Source organism: Bradyrhizobium genosp. SA-4 str. CB756 (genome assembly GCF_000473125.1).
GTDB lineage: Bacteria > Pseudomonadota > Alphaproteobacteria > Rhizobiales > Xanthobacteraceae > Bradyrhizobium > Bradyrhizobium arachidis.
In genome coordinates this window covers 5,125,466-5,147,061 of sequence record NZ_KI421499.1, presented here as the reverse complement: position 1 = coordinate 5,147,061, position 21,596 = coordinate 5,125,466, and the positions used below count along the sequence as shown (strand labels likewise).

Below are 21,596 nucleotides of genomic sequence, written 5' to 3'. Positions count from 1 at the left end.
GTCTGCGTTGGTTGCGTTTCGAAACAAGGCAGGGGAGCAGCTCATGGCAGCCGAAGTCGTCACCAAATTCGTCTCTGTGACGCGGACCGTGGAGCAGGTCGCGGAGCAGCCGTTCTACATCCCGATGACGGGGCCGTCGGCGCGGCCGCGGCGTTCGCTCAAGCACGACGACACCTTCATCGTGCTCGACAGCCACGGCGACATCGGCGCCTCGGCCGGCGGGCCGGACGGCCTGTTCCACCATGACACGCGCTACCTGGCGCGGCTGGAACTCGTGCTCAACGACCTCCAGCCGCTGCTGCTCGGCTCCAACTTACGCGACGACAATTCGGCGCTGACGGTCGATCTCACCAATCCCGACATCTACCGCGAGGGCGCCCTCGTGCTGCAGAAGGATCTGCTGCACATCGTGCGCACGATCTTCCTGTGGCACGGCTCGGCCTATCAACGCATCGGCGTGCAGAACCATGGCGAGCGGCCGGCGAGCTTCGAGCTGACGCTGCTGTTCGACAACGATTTTGCCGACCTGTTCGAGGTCCGCGGCGAACAGCGGCCGCGCCGGGGCACCGGCACGAGCAAGCTGCTCGGGCCGACCGACGTGCTGTTCGACTATCGCGGCCTCGACGATGCCGAGCGCACGACCGGTTTGCATTTCGACCCGCGTCCGACACGGCTGTCGGTGAACGCCGCGACCTGGCAGGTCGAGCTCGATCCGCATCAATCGAAATCGCTGTTCGTCGCCGTGTCCTGCAACCGGCCGGTCACGGAAAAGCCCGCGCGTTTCTTCAGGGGCTTGCTCGCCCATCGCCGCGAGATGCGGCAGTCGACGATGGGCGCGGCCAGCATCGAAACCTCGAACAACATCTTCAACGAGGTGCTGTGCCAGGCCATGGCCGACCTCAACATGCTGATGACGGAGACGCCGCAGGGGCGTTATCCCTATGCCGGCATTCCCTGGTATTCGACGACCTTCGGTCGCGACGGGCTGATCACCGCGCTGCAGATGCTGTGGGTCGACCCGCGCGTCGCCAAGGGCGTCCTCAGGCGGCTCGCCCATTTCCAGGCCAAGACGGTCGATCCGCTTGCCGACGCGGCGCCCGGAAAGATCCTGCACGAGATGCGCGGCGGCGAGATGGCGGCGCTGCGCGAGGTGCCGTTCTCGCAATATTACGGCAGCGTCGATTCCACCGCCTTGTTCATCCTGCTCGCCGGCAGCTATTTCGAGCGCACCGGCGATGCAGCGACGCTGATCGAGCTGTGGCCGGCGATCGAGGCGGGCCTCGCCTGGATCGACGGTCCGGGCGATCCCGATCAGGACGGCTTCGTCGAATACCAGCGCGCGACGGAAAAGGGACTGGCCAACCAGGGCTGGAAGGATTCCTACGACGCGATCTTCCACGCCGACGGCCAGCTCGCGGAAGGCAATATCGCGCTCGCCGAAGTCCAGGGCTACGTCTACGCGGCCAAGCAGCTTGCCGCGCGTTGCGCGCTGCGGCTCGGCAAGCCGGACCGAGTGCGCAAGCTTGAGGCCGAAGCCAACGCGCTGGCCGAGCGCTTCGAAAAGGCGTTCTGGTGCGAGGAGCTCGGCACCTATGCGCTCGCGCTCGACGGCAAGAAGCGGCCGTGCAAGGTGCGCACCTCGAATGCCGGGCAGGTGCTGTTCAGCGGCATGATCCGCGAGGATCGCGCGCGCCTCGTCGCCGCCGATCTGATGCGGCCGCACTTCTTCTCCGGCTGGGGCATCCGCACCGTCGCGCAAGGCGAGGTGCGCTACAACCCGATGTCCTATCATGACGGCTCGGTCTGGCCGCACGACAACGCGCTGATCGCGCTCGGGCTCGCGCGCTACGGCCTCAAGCATTCGGTCGCGCATGTCTTCAAGGGCCTGTTCGACGCTGCGACCTACATGGATCTGCGCCGGCTGCCCGAGCTGTTCTGTGGCTTCCGGCGCGAGAAGCGGCGCGGCCCGACGCTCTATCCGGTCGCCTGTGCGCCGCAGGCCTGGGCCAGCGCGACGCCGTTCACGCTGCTGGAGGCGGCGCTCGGCATCGAGTTCGATGTGGCGCGCGGCGAGATCCGCCTGCGCAATCCGCATCTGCCGGCATTCCTGAACGAGGTGATCCTGCGCGATCTGCGCCTCGGCGAGTCCAGCGTCGATCTGCGCGTCAGCCGCCACGGCGACGACGTCGCGCTGGAGGTGTTGCGCACGCGCGGCCAGATCCAGGTCTCGATCGTGCTGGCGCGCTGATCGCGCGCAAGGAGGGTCCATGCGTGCTGTCCGATGGCTGGTCTTGAGCGTGGCGATCGTCGCCGGCCTGACGGTCGCAATGTCGCGTGCCGCGGAGGAGCCGCCTGCGGCGGCCCCAACCTCGCCGCCAAGTGAAGCCAATGCGCCGGCGGCTGCGCAGCCGCCGGCCTCGACGGTGCCGGTGACGCCGAAGGATGCCGCGCCGCCGCCCTCGGTGACCATCATCGGCGCGAGCGATGCGCATGGCGTGCTCGGCCGCGACGTGCGCAGCGCCGCCGACGAGGGCATGGGCCGCATCGTCGACATCATCGTCGACCGCACCGGCCATGTGCGCGCCGCCGTGATCGATTTTGGCGGCTTCCTGGGCGTCGGCAGCCGCAAGATCGTGGTGGACTGGAACGCGCTTCATTTCGGCAAGATCACCAACAAGAAGGACAGCATCACGCTGGAGCTGACCAAGGCTCAGGTCGCTGCCGCGCCGGAATACAAGGAAGACACGCCGATGGTCGTGCTCGGCGCGTCCGGCAGTCTTCAACCGCTGCAAGCCATCCAGTGAGACGCGGGGAGGGCTGACTGCCTGTGCTGTTGTCGAGGAAGCCGAACCATGCGGATCGCGGCGGCCACGTTGAACAGAACAACGCCGCAGCGCTGCGGCTTGCGCCCATTCCGGCGCCGTCGCGCCAGAGCCTGCGCGGTCTCGACTGGTTCATCTTCTTCCTTGCCGACGTGCAGACCGGGTTCGGTCCCTTCATCGCGGTGTACCTGACGACGCAGAAATGGACCCAGGTCGAGATCGGCCTCGTGCTCTCGATCGGCGGCATCGTCGCCCTGATCGGGCAGATGCCGGGCGGCGCCATCATCGATGCCGCGAAATCCGAGCGGCTGGTCGCGGCCCTTGCGATCGTGACCATCGGCTTCTGCGCGCTCGCTTATGCGGCGATGCCGATCTTCCCCGTGGTGGTGACGGCGGCGACACTGCATGCGGCGGCGAGCTGCGTGCTGGGACCTGCAATCGCGGCGATCAGCCTCGGCCTCGTCGGGCCACTCGCGATCGGCGAGCGGCTCGGGCGCAATGCGCGCTTCGCCTCGCTCGGTAACGGCGTCGCGGCCGCCGTGATGGGCACCGCCGGTTATCTGTTGTCGAGCCGCTCGGTGTTCCTGGTCACTTTCTTGCTGGCGATCCCGACCCTGATCGCGCTGTCGCGGATCCGGGAGGAGGAGGTCGACATCGCGCGCTGCCACGGCGAGATGCCGCGCGAGGCGCCGGTGCCGGGCGACACCAATATCTGGCACCTGATCAGGCAGCGGCCGCTGATCGTGTTTGCGCTGAGCGTGCTGCTGTTACAGCTCGCGAACGCCTCGATGATGCCGCTGATGGCGAGCGCAGTGACGGCCAGGTCGAGCCAGTGGGCAACGGTGCTCGTTGCCTTTTGCATCGTCGTGCCCCAGGCGATCGTGGCGCTGCTGTCGCCGACGGTCGGGCGCAAGGCGCAACTCTGGGGCCGCCGGCCGCTGCTGCTGATCGGGTTCGGCGCGCTGACGATCCGCGGTCTGTTGTTCGCCACGGTGCGTGATCCCTATCTGCTGGTCGCGGTGCAGGTGTTCGACGGCATCACGGCGGCGGTGTTCGCGGTGATGATTCCGCTGATCGTGGCCGACGTCGCCTTCGGCAGCGGACACTTCAATCTGGCACAGGGAATCGTCGGCACCGCGACCGGCATCGGCGCGTCGCTGAGCACTGCGCTGGGCGGCTATGTCAGCGACAAGTTCGGCAACGCCACCGCGTTCATCGGGCTGTCCGGCATCGCCGCGACGGGGCTGTTGCTGATCCTGCTGGTGATGCCGGAGACCCGGCGGCTTGCGCCAAAAGAAATGGCCGGCTGAACGACATCAGCCGGCCAAGTCAGTGGGGAGGAAAAGTCAGGCGTCGAGATTGTGCAGGCGCGCCCTGTTGCGCAGCACGATCTGGCGGGCGCCGGAGAAACCGAGAATGCCTTGGGCGTGGAGCTGGGACAGCGCGCGCGACACGGTCTCAAGGGTGAGGCCAAGATAGTCGCCGATATCGCGGCGGCACATGGGCAGCGCCATCATGCCGGCGACCGCGAGGCGGCGGTCCATTTCGAGCAGGAAGGTCGCGACACGCTCCATCGCGGTCTTGCGGCCGAGCAGCAGCATGTGGTCTTCGGCGTGGCGGAGCTCGCCGGCGGTCATGGCCCAGAGCTTGCGGGCGACCTGCACGTCCGTGCCGGCGGCCTTCTCCAGGCTGGCGCGCTTCACGAGGCGGACATTGGTGTCGATGATGGCTTCGGCGGCGAGACGGTGGGTCGGGCCGGATTCGAGGCCGAACACGTCGCCGGGAAGATGGAAGGCACCGATCTGGCGGCGGCCGTCGGAGAGAAGCTTGTAGCTGCGCACGGCGCCCGACACGACCTGGTAGACATATTCGGACGGCTCGTCCTCACCGTAGATCTCTTCGTCCTTGCGGTAGGAGAACTCGGTGGCGACGAGGCCGACATGGCCGGTGATCGCGCCGAACTGGTCGGAGACAGGATGGGCAGGGGCAATCTTGCCACGAAGTTGCGTGTTGATCGCCTGGGTGTCGAGCGTCTGGGTCAGCATCTGCGCCATCTCCGTTGTGATGGAGCATTGCTACGCGGGTTTGCGCAATCCGGAAATTTCGCGCGTTATCTTAAGGAGGTTTACCTACGTAGAATCCCGTAAGGTCAATTCCGGCGCCGTTCCTGGATCGCACCACGGATGCGCTTGACCAGGTTTTCGTCGAGAAGCGGCTTCAAGATCACGTCCTTGACGCCCGCGGCGGCCGCGCGGGCCGAGATATTTCCGTCGGGATAGCCGGTGATGAGTATGACCGGCGTGCCTTCGTCGAACTGGCGGAGGCGGCCGGCGAGCTCGATGCCGTTGATGTCCGGCATCTTGTAGTCGATCACGTAGCAGTCGGCGCCGGGCTCGCTGGCGGCATTCAGCAGCGCCGTGGCGTTCCTGAAGGTCCGCACGTCGAAGCCGTCGGTTTCGAGCAGGAATCGCAGCGATCCCAGCACGGCGGCATCGTCGTCGACGACATAGACGACGGGTTTTGCCGAGGGCGCCATGGGAAGCCGCTGGGGGTGCGAGCCGATCTCGATCATCGCGTCTGGCTAGCACAGCCTGAGCCGCGCAGATTGACTTGCCTCAATCCGGTTTGCCTCAATCCTTCAGCATGCCGGCGCGCATCGCCAGCCGGACCAGTTCCGACAGGCTGCCCGCCTGCATCTTGGTCATGACATTGGCGCGGTAGACCTCGATGGTGCGCGGGCTGATGTCGTATTCCCTGGCGATCAGCTTGTTGGAGAGGCCGGCGATCAGGCCCTCCATGACCTGGCGCTCCCTGGGGCTGAGGGAAGCGACGCGGGCGGCGATGTCCTGCGCGATCGTCTCGTTCTTGGCCGCCGGCTCGGCCTGGCGGATCGCAGTCTCGATCATCGTGGTGAGGCGATCGTCCTCGAAGGGTTTTTCGAGAAAGTCGACGGCTCCGAGCTTCATCGCCTCGACCGCGAGCGGCACGTCGCCATGGCCGGTCATGATCAGGATCGGGAACGGGCTGGCCTGCGCCTTCATCCGCTTGAGAAGCTCGATGCCGTCGAGGCCCGGCATGCGCACGTCGGACACGACGCAGCCGAAGGCAAGGCCGGGCAGGGCGTCGAGGAAGCTCTGCGCGTCCTCGAACAGCGTTACGCCGAAGCCGGAGGAGTCCAGCAGGAAGTTCAGCGAGTCCCGCATCGCGGCGTCATCGTCGATGACGTAGACATGTCCCTTGGTCGTCATAGCTCAGGTCTCGTCGGCTGCCGGCAGGGTGAAGCGGAATGTCGCGCCGCTCGATGCGTTGCTCTCGGCCCACATGCGCCCGCCGTGAGCCTCGATGATCGAGCGGCTGATGGACAGTCCGACGCCCATGCCGGTGTCTTTGGTGGTGAAGAAGGTCTGGAACAGGTTTGGAATGACGTCGTCCTGGAAGCCGGAGCCGGTGTCGGAGACTTCCACTTCGATCATGTCGTCGGCGACGCGCTTGTTGGCGACGACGAGCTCGCGCCGCCCGGATTGCGCCATCGCCTCCAGCGCATTGCGGAACAGATTGACCAGCACCTGCTGGATCTGCACGCGGTCGGCGAGGACGAGATCGGCATCGGGATCGAGGCTGAAGCGGAGCTGCACGTTCTGCTCGCGCGCGCCGGCGAGCCCGAGCGCGCCGGCCTCCTCGATCAGCTTGGACAGGCTCTCGACCCGCTTCTCGGACTCGCCGCGGGAGACGAAGTCGCGCAGGCGGCGGATGATCTGGCCGGCACGCAAGGCCTGCTCCGAGGCGCGGTCCAGCGCGCTCTCGATCTTCGGCGTGTTGGGATCCGTGCTGCCGGCGAGCAGCCGCCGCGATCCCTTCATGTAATTGCTGATCGCCGCCAGCGGCTGGTTGATCTCGTGCGCGAGGGCGGAGGCCATCTCGCCCATCGCGGTGAGCCGCGAGACGTGGACGAGCTCGGACTGCAACTCCTGCAGCCGCGCCTGGGTCTTCTGGTGCTCGGTGAGGTCGCGGACGAAGCCGGTGAAATAGGGCTCGCCGCCGGACTGCATCTCGCCGATCGACAGATGCATCGGGAACGTCGTGCCGTCGCGGCGCTTGCCGGTGACGATGCGGCCGATGCCGATGATGTGCGGATCATTGGTCGAGCGATAGCGCGCGATGTAGCTGTCGTGACGGGTGCGGTCCGGCTCCGGCATCAGGATGCTGACGTTCTGGCCGATCGCCTCCTGCTCCGACCAGCCGAACAGGCGCTCCGCGGCCGTGCTGAACAGCTGCATGATGCCGTGGCCATCGATCACGATCATGGCGTCGGGAATGGTGTGCAGGATGGAGCGGAGGTGATTCTCGCGCGTGCGCAGGGCTTCCTCGACCTGCTTCTCCTCGTCGATGTCGAGCAGGATGCCGCTGAGATGGCGGGCGACGCCGGCATCGTCGCGGATCAGGCCGGCGCGGGCCCTGAGCCATTTGCCGCGGTCGGCATTGCCGGAAATTTTGAAGGAGACGTCGAAGCCGCCGCCATGCTCGATGACCTGCCTGATCGCGTCCTCGACGCGGGCGCGGTCCTCGGGCTCGAGGCGGGAGAGCAAGAGGTCGTAGCTGGCCGGCTGGCCGCGCCCGATACCGAGCAGCATCCGCGCGGTTTCGGACCACTCCAGCTCCCGCGTCGTGAGGTCGAGATCCCAGGTGCCGACGCCGAACCCCTCGATCCGGACCCGGAAATGCTCGCCCCGACTGTCGTCTGACGGATGCGTTACGCGGGTCGGCGACAATCGATGGCTCCCATTCTGGCGCGGCGGACTATGCCGCGAACATGGCCGCAATTTCGCCCATGGGCGGGCGAGAGGCAAGTTCGGATGTCTGATTCCATTGGCGGATTTGCCGCAAGCCGGTGCTCGGCGGTTTGATCTACCTCATCATGCCGCGCGCTGGCGCGGCTAGATTCCGCGGCAGTTCCTTCTGTGCGGAGACACCCCATGACATACGCGACCGTGATGGTCAGCCTGGCGCTCGATCAGTCCAACGAGGCGCGTCTTCAGGTCGCGGGCGAGCTCGCCGAGCGATTCGAGGCGGCCATCATCGGCGTCGCCGCGGGGCAGTATGCGCCGCCGCTCTATTTCACCGACGGCGCTGAGGCCCAGAGCCTGATCGATCAGGAGCAAGCCTCCATCAGGAAGCGCCTTGCCGATCTGGAAGCCCAGTTCCGCAGCGCCACGAAAGCGCGCGGCGGCCGGGCGGAGTGGCGCAGCGCCCTGGATTTTCCGGCGCGATTCGTGCTGGCGCAGGCGCGCTGCGCCGACATCATCGTCAGCGGCGGGTACGGCCCGGCCTTCCCCGACGCGTTCGCGCTAGCTAGCCCCAAGGATCTGGTGATGCAGGCCGGCCGCCCGCTCCTCGTCGTCCCCGACAAGGTCAACTGGCTCGATCTGCGCAGCGTGCTGGTGGCCTGGAAGGACACGCCGGAGTCGCGCCGTGCAGTGGCCAACGCGCTGCCGATGCTGCGCAAGGCGAGTGACGTCACCGTTGTCGAGATTCCGGAGCGCGACGACGACCGCTCGGCGGTGATGGCCGGCGTCACCGATGTCGCCGCTTGGCTCGCCCGTCACGGCATCACCGCGAGCGCGCGCATCACAGAGGCGGTGCGGAACGATTCTGCTGCCGCGCAATTGGAGCAGGTCGCCGGCGATGTCGGCGCCGGCCTGATCGTCGCGGGCGCCTATGGTCATTCGCGCTTTCGCGAGCTGATCCTCGGCGGCGTCACCGAGCACCTGGTCACGCAGTCGGTGCGCTGCGTGCTGCTGTCGCACTGACTGAACCATTCGAGGAGGACGCGCCGTGTACAAGTTTCTCGAGGAGACAGCCAGTGGCTACATGACGCGCAAGGTCAAGACGGTGCGGCGCGACCAGGACCTGCTCGCGCTCAGCGAAATGTTCGAGACCGATGACTTCAACTCCTATCCGGTCGAGGACGACGGGCAGGTGGTCGGCATCGTCACCAAGTTCGACATCCTGAAATGCTTTGCGTTCACTCCGAACCAGATGCTGCCGCGCTATCACGACCTGATGAGCCGGAGGATCGGCGACGTCATGACACCGGAGTTCATCTATGTCAGCCCCGACACGCGGCTGACGCGCGTGCTCCAGATCATGGTCGAACACCGCATCCGCAGCATCATCGTGCTCGACGGCGCGCAGAAGCTCGCCGGAATCATCGCCCGCGAGGATGTCATCGCCGCGCTGAAGGCGACGGCGAGGGAGTGAGTCCTTCCGCGAAGCACCGGATGAGGGGTATCTATCCGCGATCACAGATATCGTAGGGTGGGCAAAGCGAAGCGTGCCCACCATCCTGTCGCGTGTTCGACAAATCGTGGGCACGGCGCAAGTGCGCCTTTGCCCACCCTACGATACTGGATTCGCGGAGCCAGACTCCTCACCCAAGTAAGTCTACCGCACCGTGATCGCTGCCTCTCCCGAATCCGCCGCAAAGGCTTCGACGGACATGAAAGGAGAGGGCACTTCAACCGGCGGCTCCGCAGAAATACGGGAGCTCCCAAAAATGTTTGCCACCTACGACGAACCAAAACGCCCGTCTTGATTTCAATCAATTCCCCGCGAGGGTGAATGTGGTTTCTGGCTCCGTGTTCTTTCGAAAGAGAATCCGCGATGAGCCAGCCCTCCATCTCAAAATCCATGACATCAGGTGAAAGCGGACTGGCTGTCGCGTTCGCAGTCACCGCCTTCCTCTGCGTGATCGCCTCGGCCAAGGCGCTCGATGCGCCCTTCGCTTTTCATGCCGCGCTGAGCGCGGCGGCGAGCCTCGCCGCGGTGTTCGTGATCATCAACCGCTACTTCGATCGCCCGGCGGAGCTGCCGCCGGCGGAGATCAACGGGCGCCCCAACTACAACATGGGCCCGATCAAGTTCACCGCCGTCATGGCGATGTTCTGGGGCATCGCGGGCTTCCTCGTCGGTCTCATCATCGCCTCGCAGCTGGCCTGGCCGGCGCTGAATTTCGACCTGCCCTGGACCAGCTTCGGCCGCCTGCGGCCGCTGCACACCTCGGCGGTCATTTTCGCCTTCGGCGGCAACGTGCTGATCGGCACGTCGTTCTACGTCGTGCAGAAGTCCTGCCGCGCGCGCCTTGCCGGCGATCTCGCGCCCTGGTTCGTCGTGCTCGGCTACAACTATTTCATCCTGGTCGCCGGCACCGGCTATCTGCTCGGCGTCACCCAGTCGAAGGAATATGCCGAGCCGGAATGGTATGCCGATCTCTGGCTGACCATCGTCTGGGTGGTCTACCTGCTGGTGTTCCTTGTCACCATCATCAAGCGCAAGGAGCCGCACATCTTCGTCGCGAACTGGTTCTATCTCGCCTTCATCGTGACGATCGCCGTGCTGCATCTCGGCAACAATCCGGCCCTTCCGGTCTCTGTGTTCGGCTCGAAGTCGTACGTTGCGTGGGGCGGCATCCAGGATGCGATGTTCCAGTGGTGGTACGGCCATAACGCGGTTGGCTTCTTCCTGACCGCCGGCTTCCTCGCCATCATGTACTACTTCATTCCCAAGCGCGCCGAGCGGCCGATCTATTCCTATCGGCTCTCGATCATCCACTTCTGGGCGCTGATCTTCCTCTACATCTGGGCCGGTCCCCACCATCTGCACTACACGGCGCTGCCCGACTGGACGCAGACGCTCGGCATGACCTTCTCGATCATGCTGTGGATGCCGTCCTGGGGCGGCATGATCAACGGCCTGATGACCCTGTCGGGCGCCTGGGACAAGCTGCGCACCGATCCCGTGCTGCGCATGCTGGTCGTCTCCGTCGCCTTCTACGGCATGTCGACCTTCGAAGGCCCGATGATGTCGATCAAGGTGGTGAACTCGCTCAGCCACTACACCGACTGGACCATCGGCCATGTGCATTCCGGCGCGCTCGGCTGGGTCGGCTTCGTCTCCTTCGGCGCGCTCTATTGCCTGGTGCCATGGGCCTGGAATCGCAAGGGCCTCTACAGCCTCAAGCTCGTCAACTGGCACTTCTGGATCGCGACCCTCGGCATCGTTCTCTACATCTCGGCGATGTGGGTCTCCGGCATCCTCCAGGGCCTGATGTGGCGCGCCTACACCTCGCTCGGCTTCCTCGAATATTCCTTCATCGAGACCGTCGAGGCGATGCATCCCTTCTACATCATCCGCGCTGCCGGCGGCGGGCTGTTCCTGATCGGAGCGCTGATCATGGCCTACAATCTCTGGATGACCGTTCGCGCAGGCGAGCAGCAAGTCCAGATGCCCGTCGCGCTCCAGCCGGCGGAATGAGGAGCCTTCCATGTCGTTCTGGACACGCCACCAAATCTTCGAAAAGAACTCGATCGTCCTGATCGTCGGCATTTTGCTGGTGATCGCGATCGGCGGGCTCGTCGAGATCACGCCGCTGTTCTACCTCAAGAGCACGATCGAGGCGGTCGACGGCGTCAGGCCGTACACGCCGCTGGAGCTCGCGGGCCGCAACGTCTATGTCCGCGAGGGCTGCTATCTCTGCCATTCGCAGATGATCCGTCCCTTGCGCGACGAGGTCGAGCGCTACGGCCACTTTTCGCTCGCCGCCGAAAGCATGTACGATCATCCGTTCCAGTGGGGCTCGAAGCGCACGGGTCCCGATCTTGCCCGCGTCGGCGCCAAATATTCCGACGACTGGCACGTCACCCATCTGGCCAATCCGCGCGCGATCGTGCCGCAGTCGGTGATGCCGGGCTATCCCTTCCTCAGTCAGACCGAAGTCGACCCTGATACGATCGCCGACCACATGAAGACGCTCAAGGCCGTCGGCACGCCCTACACCGACGACCAGATCGCGAACGCTGGCGCCGACCTGAAGGCGCAGGCCGATCCTGACAATGCCGGCACCGACGCCTTCACCAAGCGCTACGCCAAGGCCGCGGTGCGCAATTTCGACGGCAAGGCGGGCACGCCGACCGAGATGGACGCGCTGATCGCTTACTTGCAGATGCTCGGCACGCTGGTCGACTTCAAGCTCTACAACGAGAAAGCCAATCTTCGCTGAGAAGGCATCACCGATGAAAGCCATCCTGACACTCGACAATCTCGCGTCTGGTCTCGTCACGACGATCTGGACGCCGGTGTTCGTCGCGATCTTTCTCGCGATCATCGCCTACGCATTCTGGCCCCGCAACAAGGCCGCGTTCGACGAAGCGGCACGCCTGCCGTTGCGGGAGGAGTAAGAGATCATGACCGATCATCATGGCGACATCGATTCCGTCACCGGCAAGTCCACGACCGGACATGAGTGGGACGGCATCAAGGAGCTCAACACGCCGCTGCCGCGCTGGTGGGTGATCTCCTTCTACCTCACCATCATCTGGGCGATCGGCTACTGGATCGTCTATCCGGCCTGGCCGCTGATCTCCAGCAACACCACCGGGCTGCTCGGCTACTCGACGCGTGCGAGCCTCGCGGTGGAGCTCGCCAATCTCGAGGCGCTGCGCGGTGAGAAGATGGCGGCGTTGGCGGCGGCGCCGCTCGCCGACATCGAGAGGGATCCGGCTCTGCTGGCGCTCGCCCGCGCCAAGGGCAGGACCGTGTTCGGCGACAATTGCGCGCCGTGCCACGGCTCAGGCGGCGCCGGCGCCAAGGGGTTTCCGAACCTGAACGACGACGACTGGCTGTGGGGCGGCACGCTCGAGCAGATCATGCAGACCATCCAGTTCGGCGCGCGCTCCGGCCATGCCAAGACGCATGAGGGCCAGATGCTCGCCTTCGGCAAGGACGGCGTGCTCAAGCCGGACGAGATCGTCACGGTCGCCAACTACGTACGCTCGCTGTCGGGCCTGTCGACCGGCAAGGGTTTTGACGCCGCCAAGGGCGAGAAGATCTTTGCGGAGAATTGCGTCGCCTGCCATGGCGACGGCGGCAAGGGCAACCCGGAGATGGGCGCACCGAACCTGACCGACAAGATCTGGCTCTACGGCTCGGACGAGGCGACCCTGATCGAGACCATCAGCCAGGGACGCGCCGGCGTCATGCCGGCCTGGGAAGGACGGCTCGACTCCGCCACCCTCAAGGCGATGGCGGTCTACGTCCACTCGCTGGGCGGCGGAAAGTAGCTCGTCGAGTCTCAAGCCTTAGTCGCGCAAGCAGAGTGAACAAAAGTGCCCCCGCTTGAGCTGGATCAACCGACGCGGCGGCGTCGGGTCTAGGTTTGATCGCACCTTTTCGAGACGCCTTTAGCGATGAACAAGACCGTGAACCCGAACGAGCTCACATCGGACGACGATTACGGGCCGCTCTACGCGGCCCGCAAGAAGGTCTATCCCCAGAGCGTCCATGGCACCTTCCGCCGGATCAAGTGGGGCCTGATGGCGTTCTGCCTCGGCGTCTACTACTTCCTGCCCTTCGTGCGCTGGAATCGCGGTCTCGGTGCGCCTAGCCAGGCGGTGCTGATCGATCTGCCCAACAGCCGCTTCTATTTCTTCTTCATCGAGCTGTGGCCGCAGGAGGTCTATTACTTTACCGGCCTCCTGATCGTCGCTGCGGTGGCGCTGTTCCTGATGAACTCGGTCGGCGGCCGCATCTGGTGCGGCTATCTCTGTCCACAAACCGTGTGGACCGATCTGTTCTACGCGGTCGAGCGCCTCGTCGAGGGCGATCGGCGCGAGCGGATGAGGAAGGACAAGTCGTCCGATCCGATGAAGCTGGAGCGCATCTCCGAGATCGTGCTCAAGCATTCGATCTGGCTGATGATCGCCTGGTGGACCGGCGGCGCCTGGGTGCTCTATTTCAACGACGCGCCGACGCTGGTGAAGGAGCTCGTCACCTTCCAGGCGCCGATGATCGCCTATATCTGGATCGCCATCCTGACCGCGACGACCTACGTGCTCGCCGGCTTCATGCGCGAGCAGGTCTGCACCTATATGTGCCCGTGGCCGCGCATCCAGGCCGCGCTCACCGACGAATGGGCGCTCAACGTCACCTATCGCTACGATCGCGGCGAGAAGCGCACGTCGGTGAAGAAGGCGGCCGAGGTGCGGGCGCTCGGAGAGCATGTCGGCGACTGCGTCGACTGCTATCAATGCGTCGCGGTCTGCCCGACCGGCATCGACATCCGCAACGGACCGCAGATGGAATGCATCCAGTGCGGGCTCTGCATCGACGCCTGCGACAACGTGATGACCAAGATCGGCCGGCCGAAGCGGCTGATCGGCTATGACAACGACATCAACATCCAGCGCCGCCAGGAAGGCAAGGCGCCGGTCTACCGCATCGTCCGGCCCCGTACCGTCGTCTACAGCGCGATCATCGCGGTCATCGGCGGCTTCATGATCTATACGCTGGCGACCCGCAGCCTGCTCGACGTCAACGTGCTGCACGATCGCAACCCGGTCGCGGTCAGGCTCAGCGACGGCTCGATCCGCAACGCCTATACGGTGCGGCTGCTCAACAAGAGCGGCTACGACCGCCTCGTCGCGATCGATGCGGATGGCCCGGCCAACCTGACCACGCATGTGGTCGGCATCGATTCCGTGACGCCTGATCGGCCGATGATCGTGATCCCGCGCGACTCCACCAGCGAGCTGCGCCTGCTGGTCACCGCGCCGGCGGAGAGCAATCCGGAGAAGTCGATCCCCGTGCGCTTCCACGTCACCGACATCGGCCTCGGCGAGGTCGCGACCACAACCGACAACTTTGTCGCGCCGTAAGTTCAGGAGACTGCCATGGCCGCCAAGCCGCTGACTGGAACGAAGGTGTTCCTGATGCTGGTCGCCTTCTTCGGCCTCGTGATCGGCGTCAACGTCACCATGATGAAGCTCGCGATCGCGACGCTGCCCGGCACCGACGTCGACAGTCCCTATGCCGCGGGTCTCACCTACGATCGCGAGATCTCGGCAGCTCATGACCAAGCCGCGCGAAATTGGCAGGTCAGCGCTCACATCGAGCGCCGCGCCGATGGCGGTGCCACGCTTCAGGTCGATGCGCGTGACGCGAAGGGCCAGCCGGTGAGCGGCCTGAAATTCGGCGGACGGCTGGAGCGGCCGACCGACAAGCGCGCCGATCTCGCCGTCGAGCTTCCTGAAGCCGGCATCGGCATCTATCGCGGCAATGTCGCCGCCGTTGCGCCCGGCCAGTGGGATCTCGTGATCGAGGGCGAGGCGCGCGGCACGCGCGTGTTCATGTCGCGCAATCGCGTGATCCTGAACTGAGGGACATGGTCATGCAGGTCACGCGGGATTTTTCGCATTATGTCCGCACCGCGGGCGAGGGGATCAAGCACATCGATCTCGCCGTCGAGGGCGTTCACTGCGCCGGCTGCATGGCCAAGATCGAGCGCGGACTGTCGGCCATCCCCGACGTCACATTGGCGCGCGTGAACCTCACCGACCGCCGCGTCGCGCTGGAGTGGAAGCAGGGCACGCTCGATCCCGCCCGCTTCATCGATCGCCTCGAGGAGCTTGGCTACAAGGCTTATCCTTTCGAGACCGAAAGCGCGGAAGAGGCCGAGGTTGCCGAATCCCGCTTCCTGCTGCGCTGCCTCGGCGTCGCAGCCTTCGCCACCATGAACGTGATGATGCTGTCGATCCCGGTGTGGTCGGGCAACGTCTCGGACATGCTGCCGGAGCAGCGCGACTTCTTTCACTGGCTGTCGGCGCTGATCGCGCTGCCGGCGGCGGCCTATGCCGGCCAGCCGTTCTTCCGCTCGGCCTGGCGCGCGCTGTCGAACAAGACCACCAACATGGACGTGCCGATCTCGATCGGCGTGTGCCTTGCGCTCGGCATGTCCGTGGTCGAGACCATCCACCACGCCGAGCATGCCTATTTCGACGCGGCGATCATGCTGCTGACCTTCCTCTTGGTCGGCCGCTTCCTCGACCAGAACATGCGGCGGCGTACCCGTGCGGTCGCCGGCAATCTCGCTGCGCTGAAGGCCGAGACCGCGGCGAAGTTCATCGGGCCCGATGAGATCTCCCAGGTGCCGATCGCCGCGATCCATCCCGGCGACATCGTGCTGCTGCGGCCCGGCGAGCGCTGCGCGGTCGACGGCACGGTGATCGAGGGACGGTCCGAGATCGACCAGAGCCTGATCACCGGCGAGACGCTCTACGTCACGGCGGAGCAGGACACGCCGGTCTATGCGGGATCGATGAACATCTCCGGCACGCTGCGGGTGCGGGTCTCGGCGGCGTCGGAAGCGACGCTGCTCGCCGAGATCACGCGGCTGCTCGACAACGCGCTGGCCGCGCGCTCGCGCTACATGCGGCTCGCCGACCGCGCCTCGCGGCTCTACGCGCCGGTGGTGCATGCGACCGCGCTGGTCACGATCCTCGGCTGGGTTGTCGCCGGCGCGTCGTGGCACGATGCGATCGTGACCGGCGTTGCGGTGCTGATCATCACCTGCCCCTGTGCGCTCGGTCTTGCGATCCCCACCGTGCAGACGGTGGCCGCGGGCACGATGTTCAAGTCCGGCGTTCTGCTCAATGCCGGCGATGCGATCGAGCGCCTTGCCGAGGCCGACCACGTCATCTTCGACAAGACCGGCACACTGACGCTGCCTGATCTCGAAGTGACCAACGCGGCCGATATCCCCGCCGGCATCTTCGAGCTCGCCGGCCGGCTTGCACTGTCGAGCCATCATCCCGTGGCGGCCGCGGTGGCGCAGGCTGCAGGCGCGAGGTCGCCGATCGTCGGTGCCGTTGAAGAGGCCGGGCAGGGCGTGCGCGCCACCGTGGACGGTGTCGAGCTGCGTCTCGGCCGTCCGTCCTTCTGTGGCGCCGAGGGACTTGTCGGCTTGACCGACGATCTCGATCCCGAGGCCTCCATCGTCGCATTCAGCAAAGGGAGCGAAAAATTCATCCTCTCGGTGCGCCAAGGGCTGCGCCCAGATGCCCAGGCCGTGATCGCGGCGCTGAAGGCGCGCAACATCGGCATCGAGATCCTCTCCGGGGACCGTGAGCCGGCGGTGGTCGCAGCAGCGCATGCGCTCGGCATTCCCGAGTGGCGCGCGGGCGTGACGCCGGCCGATAAGATCGCACGGATCGAGGAATTGAAGCGGCGCGGCACAAAGGTGCTGATGGTCGGTGACGGCATGAACGATGCGCCGTCGCTCGCGGCAGCCCATGTCTCGATGTCGCCGATCTCGGCCGCACATCTCAGCCAGGCCACCGCCGATCTCGTCTTCCTCGGCCGGCCGCTGGCGCCTGTGGTGGCCGCCATCGACGCGTCGCGCAAGGCGCTGCATCTGATGCGAGAAAACCTCTGGCTTGCGATCGGTTACAATGTGCTCGCCGTACCGGTCGCGATCAGCGGCATCGTCACGCCGCTCATCGCCGCGGCGGCCATGAGCGGATCCTCGATCCTGGTGATGCTGAACTCGCTGCGCGCCCGGAACACCTCGCGGGAGCTTGGGTAATGGAGATCCTGGTCATCCTGGTCCCGTTGGCCCTGATGCTTGGAGGAGCCGGTCTCGTCGCCTTCCTCTGGTCGCTGAAAAGCGGCCAGTACGATGATCTCGACGGCGCCGCCTGGCGCGCCATCGCAGACGACGAGCCGCCGGAAATGCCGGCCAAGCGCTAGCGCTTCAAGGCAAGGGTGAGCAGGGCCGCCAGCGCGAGGGCCGCGCCGACGCCCGCGACGCAGGCGTGCCAGCCGAAACTGTCGAACAATCGCCCGAGCACGGCCGTACCGACCAGCCCGCCGCAGAAGTAGCACGCAAGATAGGTCCCGCTGGCGATGCCGCGGTTGTCGGTCGCGGCCTGTCCGACGAAGCCCGTCGCTGCGGCCTGCGCGAAGAATGTGCCGACGCCGACGAGAACCATGCCGGCGAGCACTTCGGCCAAATGCGACGTCAACATCAGCGGCAGGCCAAGCCCGGCGACAGCGAGCGCGCCCCAGATCGTGGGCCGCGTTCCCAGCCGTGCGGCCACCTTGCCGGCCAGAAGCGTCGTGACGACGGACGGCAGGAAGACGAAATAGACGAGGCCGAGGTCCATCATGCCCAGCGACAGCGGGGGCCGCACCAGCACGAAATTGACGAATGTGAAGGTACCGATGAACGCGAACAGGATGCAGAAGCCGATGCCGAAGGCGGCGCGAAGCCGCGGGTTGCGCCAATGCGCGATGATGGCGGCGAGCGGCGAAGCCGCCGGCATCATCGCATGCATCGGCCGCACGCGTCCGATGGTGCAATAGACCAGTACTGCGCCGGCCAGATTGAGCGCTGCGAAGACATAGAAATTCCAGGCAAGGCCGAAGCCGTCGGCGAGCGCCGCCGAGATCAGCCGTCCAAAGAGGTTGCTGGCGACATTGCCGGTGATGTAGGCGGCAAACGCGCCGCCGGCGTCCATGGCGCTGCATTGCTCGCCGAGATAGGCGAGGGTGAGTGCAAAGGCAGACGCCATGCACAGGCCCTGCGCGACCCGCAAGGCCGTGAAGACGGCAAGATTGGGTGCGGACGCCAGCAGGCTGGTGGGGATTGCCAGTAGCAGGAGGCTGACCAGGATGCCGGCCCGACGGTTGATGTGCGGGCTGAAGAAGCCGACGACGAGGCTCGCGATGGCCATGCCGAAGGTGCTGGCATTGACGGCGAAGCCCATTGCTGCAGGGGTGACGCCGTAGTGGCGCGTCAGCGAGGGCAGGATCGCCTGCGTCGCGAAGAGGTCGACGACGGTCAGGAATGCGGTGAGGCCGATCACGAGCGAGCGCAGCACAAGGCCCGGTGAATGCACATCCATCGTCATCGCGGCCGGTTTGATCGACGCGGAAAGATCGGTCATGGCATGGCTCACAGTTGATCTGTCATTCCGGGCTGGGGCGGACGGGACCGCAAAGCGGCCCGGAGCACCAGACCCGGAATCTCGAGATTCTCAGGTGCGCAATTGCGCACCGTAGTTCGATGCTGCGCATCGCCCCGGAATGACGGGGCCGGAATGCACCCATCACATGTGATGGTCGTTGGGATCCTTGCGGACGTCGCCGACATAGAGAATGACCGTCTCCTTGCCGAGGTTCTTCCACCAATGCGAGGTGCCGTTGACTTCGGGACGAATGTCGCCAGCCTTGTGCACGATCGGATCGATGCAGTTGGAGGCGTGTTCGACGATTTCGCCCTGCTGCACGAAGATCAGGGCGGGGCGGTCGTCATGGCTGTGCCACGGCACGATGCCGCCGGGCGCGATGGTCAGCTTGCGAAAGCGCAGCTCGCGGCCCTCGATATGGGCCGGCTGCTTGCCGAGATCGATTGCGCCGAGCGTGACGTCGGTGACGCCGACGGGCTTGTAGTCGACCATCTGCTGCGCATTCGGCTTGATCTTGTCGGCCGGGCATTCGCCGGCGAGGACCGGCTGCGCAAGTGTGAGCGATCCGAGAACGGCGAGGCCTGTCCAAACCGTGCGCGACATTACGTGATGCCTAGACATGGGAAGTCTCCTGTGTTGGCCGCAACCTCGCTGGTTGCCGGCTATGGCAGGAGCTTCGTCGAAGCCGCGTCGATGTTGAAATACCGGCTTGCTCTCGATGCGATAGCTGGGCGCTATGTTGATGCACATCGGCTATCGAACCGATTGGGCATCGGCATTTCCGCTTCTCCTGTGTCTGGCGTCCGATGGCAGTGCGCCCGATTGGCGGGCGTTCACGTCAATCCGGAGGAGCATCTCATGACGAAAGTGTCAAAGACCCTGATCTTTACCGCCGCCTTCGCGGTGATCGCTACATCGGCCTTCTCGGAGGCGACCTGGGATTTCAAGGCCGGTATGGCCTATGTCTATGGCGGCCCCGGCAAGATGTCGGCGATGGCCATGGCCCCGGCCGAGAAGAACCACGAGGCCATGATGAAGAACGCGAAGAAAGTGCCGGAGAACACCGTCTTCTTCATGGACAACGGCACGCTGTACTCGACCTCGGGGCGGCTCGATCCGACCGGCAATTTCTACGTGAACTGAACCGGTCCCGGCGTTGCGGCCGCCCCCTTGCGGGCGGCCGAACCAGGGAACTAATATTCACCTCACGAATGCCGGAGCGGAAGATGACGTCTCTCTCGCCAACCGACGCCGAGCGGCTCAGGTCTGCCTTCCTGCGCTGCCGCGACATGGACGGCACGCTGAACGAACAGCTCCGCGCCTATGCCAATGCCAGCCGTGAGGTCTTCCCGGCCTATGGCGAGGCGGTCGACCGCCTGGTGGTGCGATTGGGCGGAAATGGCGGAGGCGAGACCGCGCCGCGCCTGGGTGATGCGATGCCGCCATTCATGCTGCCGGACGACAGCGGACGTCTCGTCACGCTGACTGCACTGCTGGAGAGCGGCCCGGTCGCGGTGATGTTCTTCCGCGGCCATTGGTGCCCCTATTGCCGGCTCAACGTCCGCGCTGTCGTCCAGGCGCTCGACCGCATCGAGGCCATGGGCGCGCGCGTCGTCGCGATCATGCCGGAGACGCAGGAATATGCGCGGCAGCTCAAGGCCGAGTCCGGCGCGCCATTTCCGGTCCTGACCGATCTCGACAACGGCTATGCGCTGTCGCTCAATCTCGCGATCTGGCTCGGTACCGAAATCCAGGACCTGCTGTCTTATCAGGACATGGCGAAATTCCACGGCAATGACGGCTGGATGCTGCCGATCCCGGCCGTATTCGTCGTCGGTCGCGATGGGATTGTCAAAGCGCGTTTCGTTGATCCGGATTTCCGCAAGCGCATGGAGATCGACGATCTGCTAGCAGCGCTGGAGCGCGCGAGAGGCTAGATCTCGCGCTATCATTCTGACCCTACCCAGCGATTTCCCGCCAGTCCGCACCGCGCAGCATCCGCATCACGGCGTTGGCGACCGCTGTGCGCTGACGGCCGGCCACTCCGTAAAGGCTGACGGTGCGGCGGGCGTCCAGCCCCGTGACCGCAGTGCGCGTCAGCTTCTCCGGCACGGCCGACGTGTGCGGCACCATGGCGACGCCGACGTCGGCTTCGACCAGCTCGATCAGATCGCGCTCGCTCGAGATCTCGTGTCCATGCTCGATGCCGTACTCGCGCAGGCTTGCAGCGACGCGGCTGGAGTGCTCGCAGAACGTCCGACCCAGCAACTGCTCCGTGCGCAGATCGTCGAGTTCGACGTTGCTGCGGCCGGCCAGCCGGTGTCCGCTGCCGACGACGAGCTCGAAGCCCTCCGTGAACAGCGGCCAGACGTCGAGCCGCTCCCAGGACTCGTCGATCTCGGCGGCGATGCCAAGCTCGGCTTCGCCTTTCTTCAGGAACTCGGCGACCTCGCGGCTCGAGCCGCGCAGGAAGCGAAGCTCGAGCCGGTTGAACTGCCGTTTGATCTCGCTGAGATGCGGAATCAGAAGCGCGAGGTCGATCGAATGCGTGAGCGCGATACGGAGCGCGCCAATTTCTCCGCTCTTGAATGAAGAGGCGAGTGAGCGTGCGCCGGCCGCGGCGTCGTAGCACTGCTTCAGCAGCGGATGCATGCGCTGGCCGAGCTCGGTCAATTGCGCCGCGGGCCTTTCGCGCCGGAACAGGTCACCGCCGAGCTCGGCCTCGAGCTGCTTGATCGCGCGCGTCAGCGAGGGCTGCGTCACGTTGCATTCCTCGGCGGCGCGCGTGAAATTCAACAGTTGCGCAACCGCGAGGAAATAGCGGACCTGATGCATTTCCATGGATCGGCTCCCGGCGAGATCGGCCGGAAATCTAACCGATCGGGGCGGGAAATGATATGCTGGCGGCAATAGCACGCGCGTATGGTTTCGGAAGCCAGCCGGCATTTCCAAAAGGCCCGACAATCGCGGACAACGG

The 21,596-nt window shown here is 65.4% G+C and carries 22 protein-coding genes; 15 read left to right on the top strand and 7 right to left on the bottom strand.

From position 1 onward, the window contains the following. Window positions 1-43 precede the first annotated feature (43 nt). The 3 genes from BRAGE_RS0125050 to BRAGE_RS0125040 are packed head-to-tail and all read left to right on the top strand — an operon-like array spanning window position 44 to window position 4,132. The gene (locus BRAGE_RS0125050) at window positions 44-2,248 is read left to right on the top strand and encodes an amylo-alpha-1,6-glucosidase (protein ID WP_027558444.1); all 2,205 of its coding nucleotides are present in this window, start codon (window positions 44-46) and stop codon (window positions 2,246-2,248) included. Between the two features lie 19 nt (window positions 2,249-2,267). Continuing rightward, window positions 2,268-2,804 (top strand): PRC-barrel domain-containing protein, encoded by a 537-nt coding sequence (locus BRAGE_RS0125045; protein ID WP_027558445.1) that lies wholly within the window; start codon window positions 2,268-2,270, stop codon window positions 2,802-2,804. A 23-nt stretch (window positions 2,805-2,827) separates the two neighbouring features. Then, a complete protein-coding gene (locus BRAGE_RS0125040; RefSeq protein WP_027558446.1) occupies window positions 2,828-4,132 on the top strand; it encodes an MFS transporter in 1,305 nt (434 codons plus the stop codon). Between the two features lie 36 nt (window positions 4,133-4,168). On the opposite strand, the gene BRAGE_RS0125035 is transcribed toward BRAGE_RS0125040, so the two are convergent. The 4 genes from BRAGE_RS0125035 to fixL all read right to left on the bottom strand — a co-directional run bounded on the left by BRAGE_RS0125035 (window position 4,169) and on the right by fixL (window position 7,591). Next, window positions 4,169-4,867 (bottom strand): helix-turn-helix domain-containing protein, encoded by a 699-nt coding sequence (locus BRAGE_RS0125035; protein ID WP_027558447.1) that lies wholly within the window; start codon window positions 4,865-4,867, stop codon window positions 4,169-4,171. A 104-nt stretch (window positions 4,868-4,971) separates the two neighbouring features. After that, the gene (locus tag BRAGE_RS0125030) at window positions 4,972-5,394 is read right to left on the bottom strand and encodes a response regulator (RefSeq protein ID WP_027558448.1); all 423 of its coding nucleotides are present in this window, start codon (window positions 5,392-5,394) and stop codon (window positions 4,972-4,974) included. A gap of 58 nt (window positions 5,395-5,452) precedes the next feature. After that, window positions 5,453-6,070 carry a response regulator FixJ gene (gene fixJ / locus BRAGE_RS0125025; protein WP_027558449.1) on the bottom strand — a complete coding sequence of 206 codons (618 nt, stop codon included), beginning with the start codon at window positions 6,068-6,070 and terminating at the stop codon, window positions 5,453-5,455. Window positions 6,071-6,073: 3 nt separating this feature from the next. Then, the gene (gene fixL, locus BRAGE_RS0125020) at window positions 6,074-7,591 is read right to left on the bottom strand and encodes a sensor protein FixL (protein ID WP_027558450.1); all 1,518 of its coding nucleotides are present in this window, start codon (window positions 7,589-7,591) and stop codon (window positions 6,074-6,076) included. Between the two features lie 204 nt (window positions 7,592-7,795). Here fixL and BRAGE_RS0125015 point away from each other — a divergent pair, with 204 nt between their 5' ends. From BRAGE_RS0125015 to ccoS, 10 genes are all read left to right on the top strand, one after another. Continuing rightward, window positions 7,796-8,629, top strand: a complete 834-nt coding sequence (locus BRAGE_RS0125015; protein WP_027558451.1) for a universal stress protein — start codon at window positions 7,796-7,798, stop codon at window positions 8,627-8,629. 25 nt (window positions 8,630-8,654) lie between these two features. Further along, window positions 8,655-9,080, top strand: a complete 426-nt coding sequence (locus tag BRAGE_RS0125010; RefSeq protein WP_027558452.1) for a CBS domain-containing protein — start codon at window positions 8,655-8,657, stop codon at window positions 9,078-9,080. A gap of 402 nt (window positions 9,081-9,482) precedes the next feature. Further along, a complete protein-coding gene (gene ccoN / locus BRAGE_RS0125005) occupies window positions 9,483-11,132 on the top strand; it encodes a cytochrome-c oxidase, cbb3-type subunit I (RefSeq protein ID WP_035730034.1) in 1,650 nt (549 codons plus the stop codon). A 10-nt stretch (window positions 11,133-11,142) separates the two neighbouring features. Next, complete coding sequence (ccoO, locus tag BRAGE_RS0125000; RefSeq protein ID WP_027558454.1) at window positions 11,143-11,877, top strand: cytochrome-c oxidase, cbb3-type subunit II; 735 nt, start codon at window positions 11,143-11,145, stop codon at window positions 11,875-11,877. A gap of 13 nt (window positions 11,878-11,890) precedes the next feature. Continuing rightward, window positions 11,891-12,055, top strand: a complete 165-nt coding sequence (locus BRAGE_RS0124995; protein ID WP_027558455.1) for a CcoQ/FixQ family Cbb3-type cytochrome c oxidase assembly chaperone — start codon at window positions 11,891-11,893, stop codon at window positions 12,053-12,055. Window positions 12,056-12,061: 6 nt separating this feature from the next. Further along, window positions 12,062-12,937: a cytochrome-c oxidase, cbb3-type subunit III gene (gene ccoP, locus BRAGE_RS0124990; protein ID WP_027558456.1), complete on the top strand. Its 876-nt coding sequence runs from the start codon at window positions 12,062-12,064 to the stop codon at window positions 12,935-12,937. A gap of 126 nt (window positions 12,938-13,063) precedes the next feature. Further along, the gene (gene ccoG, locus BRAGE_RS0124985; RefSeq protein ID WP_027558457.1) at window positions 13,064-14,530 is read left to right on the top strand and encodes a cytochrome c oxidase accessory protein CcoG; all 1,467 of its coding nucleotides are present in this window, start codon (window positions 13,064-13,066) and stop codon (window positions 14,528-14,530) included. Window positions 14,531-14,545: 15 nt separating this feature from the next. Continuing rightward, window positions 14,546-15,031 carry a FixH family protein gene (locus BRAGE_RS0124980; protein ID WP_027558458.1) on the top strand — a complete coding sequence of 162 codons (486 nt, stop codon included), beginning with the start codon at window positions 14,546-14,548 and terminating at the stop codon, window positions 15,029-15,031. An 11-nt stretch (window positions 15,032-15,042) separates the two neighbouring features. Further along, window positions 15,043-17,235 carry a cation-translocating P-type ATPase gene (locus BRAGE_RS0124975; RefSeq protein ID WP_027558459.1) on the top strand — a complete coding sequence of 731 codons (2,193 nt, stop codon included), beginning with the start codon at window positions 15,043-15,045 and terminating at the stop codon, window positions 17,233-17,235. Beyond that, window positions 17,235-17,399 carry a cbb3-type cytochrome oxidase assembly protein CcoS gene (gene ccoS, locus BRAGE_RS0124970; RefSeq protein ID WP_027558460.1) on the top strand — a complete coding sequence of 55 codons (165 nt, stop codon included), beginning with the start codon at window positions 17,235-17,237 and terminating at the stop codon, window positions 17,397-17,399. The genes BRAGE_RS0124975 and ccoS overlap by 1 nt, the downstream gene beginning before the upstream one ends. Here ccoS and BRAGE_RS0124965 read toward each other — a convergent pair. Next, the gene (locus BRAGE_RS0124965) at window positions 17,396-18,598 is read right to left on the bottom strand and encodes an MFS transporter (RefSeq protein WP_027558461.1); all 1,203 of its coding nucleotides are present in this window, start codon (window positions 18,596-18,598) and stop codon (window positions 17,396-17,398) included. The genes ccoS and BRAGE_RS0124965 overlap by 4 nt on opposite strands. 162 nt (window positions 18,599-18,760) lie before the next feature. Continuing rightward, a complete protein-coding gene (locus BRAGE_RS0124960; protein WP_027558462.1) occupies window positions 18,761-19,240 on the bottom strand; it encodes a cupin domain-containing protein in 480 nt (159 codons plus the stop codon). A 237-nt stretch (window positions 19,241-19,477) separates the two neighbouring features. Between BRAGE_RS0124960 and BRAGE_RS55985 the strand changes: the two genes are divergently transcribed. Both BRAGE_RS55985 and BRAGE_RS0124950 read left to right on the top strand, forming a co-directional pair. Beyond that, window positions 19,478-19,762, top strand: coding sequence for a hypothetical protein (locus BRAGE_RS55985; RefSeq protein ID WP_027558463.1), 285 nt, complete (start codon window positions 19,478-19,480; stop codon window positions 19,760-19,762). A gap of 83 nt (window positions 19,763-19,845) precedes the next feature. Continuing rightward, the gene (locus BRAGE_RS0124950) at window positions 19,846-20,556 is read left to right on the top strand and encodes a peroxiredoxin-like family protein (RefSeq protein ID WP_027558464.1); all 711 of its coding nucleotides are present in this window, start codon (window positions 19,846-19,848) and stop codon (window positions 20,554-20,556) included. Window positions 20,557-20,578: 22 nt separating this feature from the next. Here the strand turns inward: BRAGE_RS0124950 and BRAGE_RS0124945 are convergent, their stop codons facing one another. Beyond that, entirely contained in the window at window positions 20,579-21,460 is an 882-nt protein-coding gene (locus BRAGE_RS0124945) for a LysR family transcriptional regulator (RefSeq protein WP_027558465.1), read from the bottom strand. Between the last annotated feature and the right edge of the window lie 136 nt (window positions 21,461-21,596).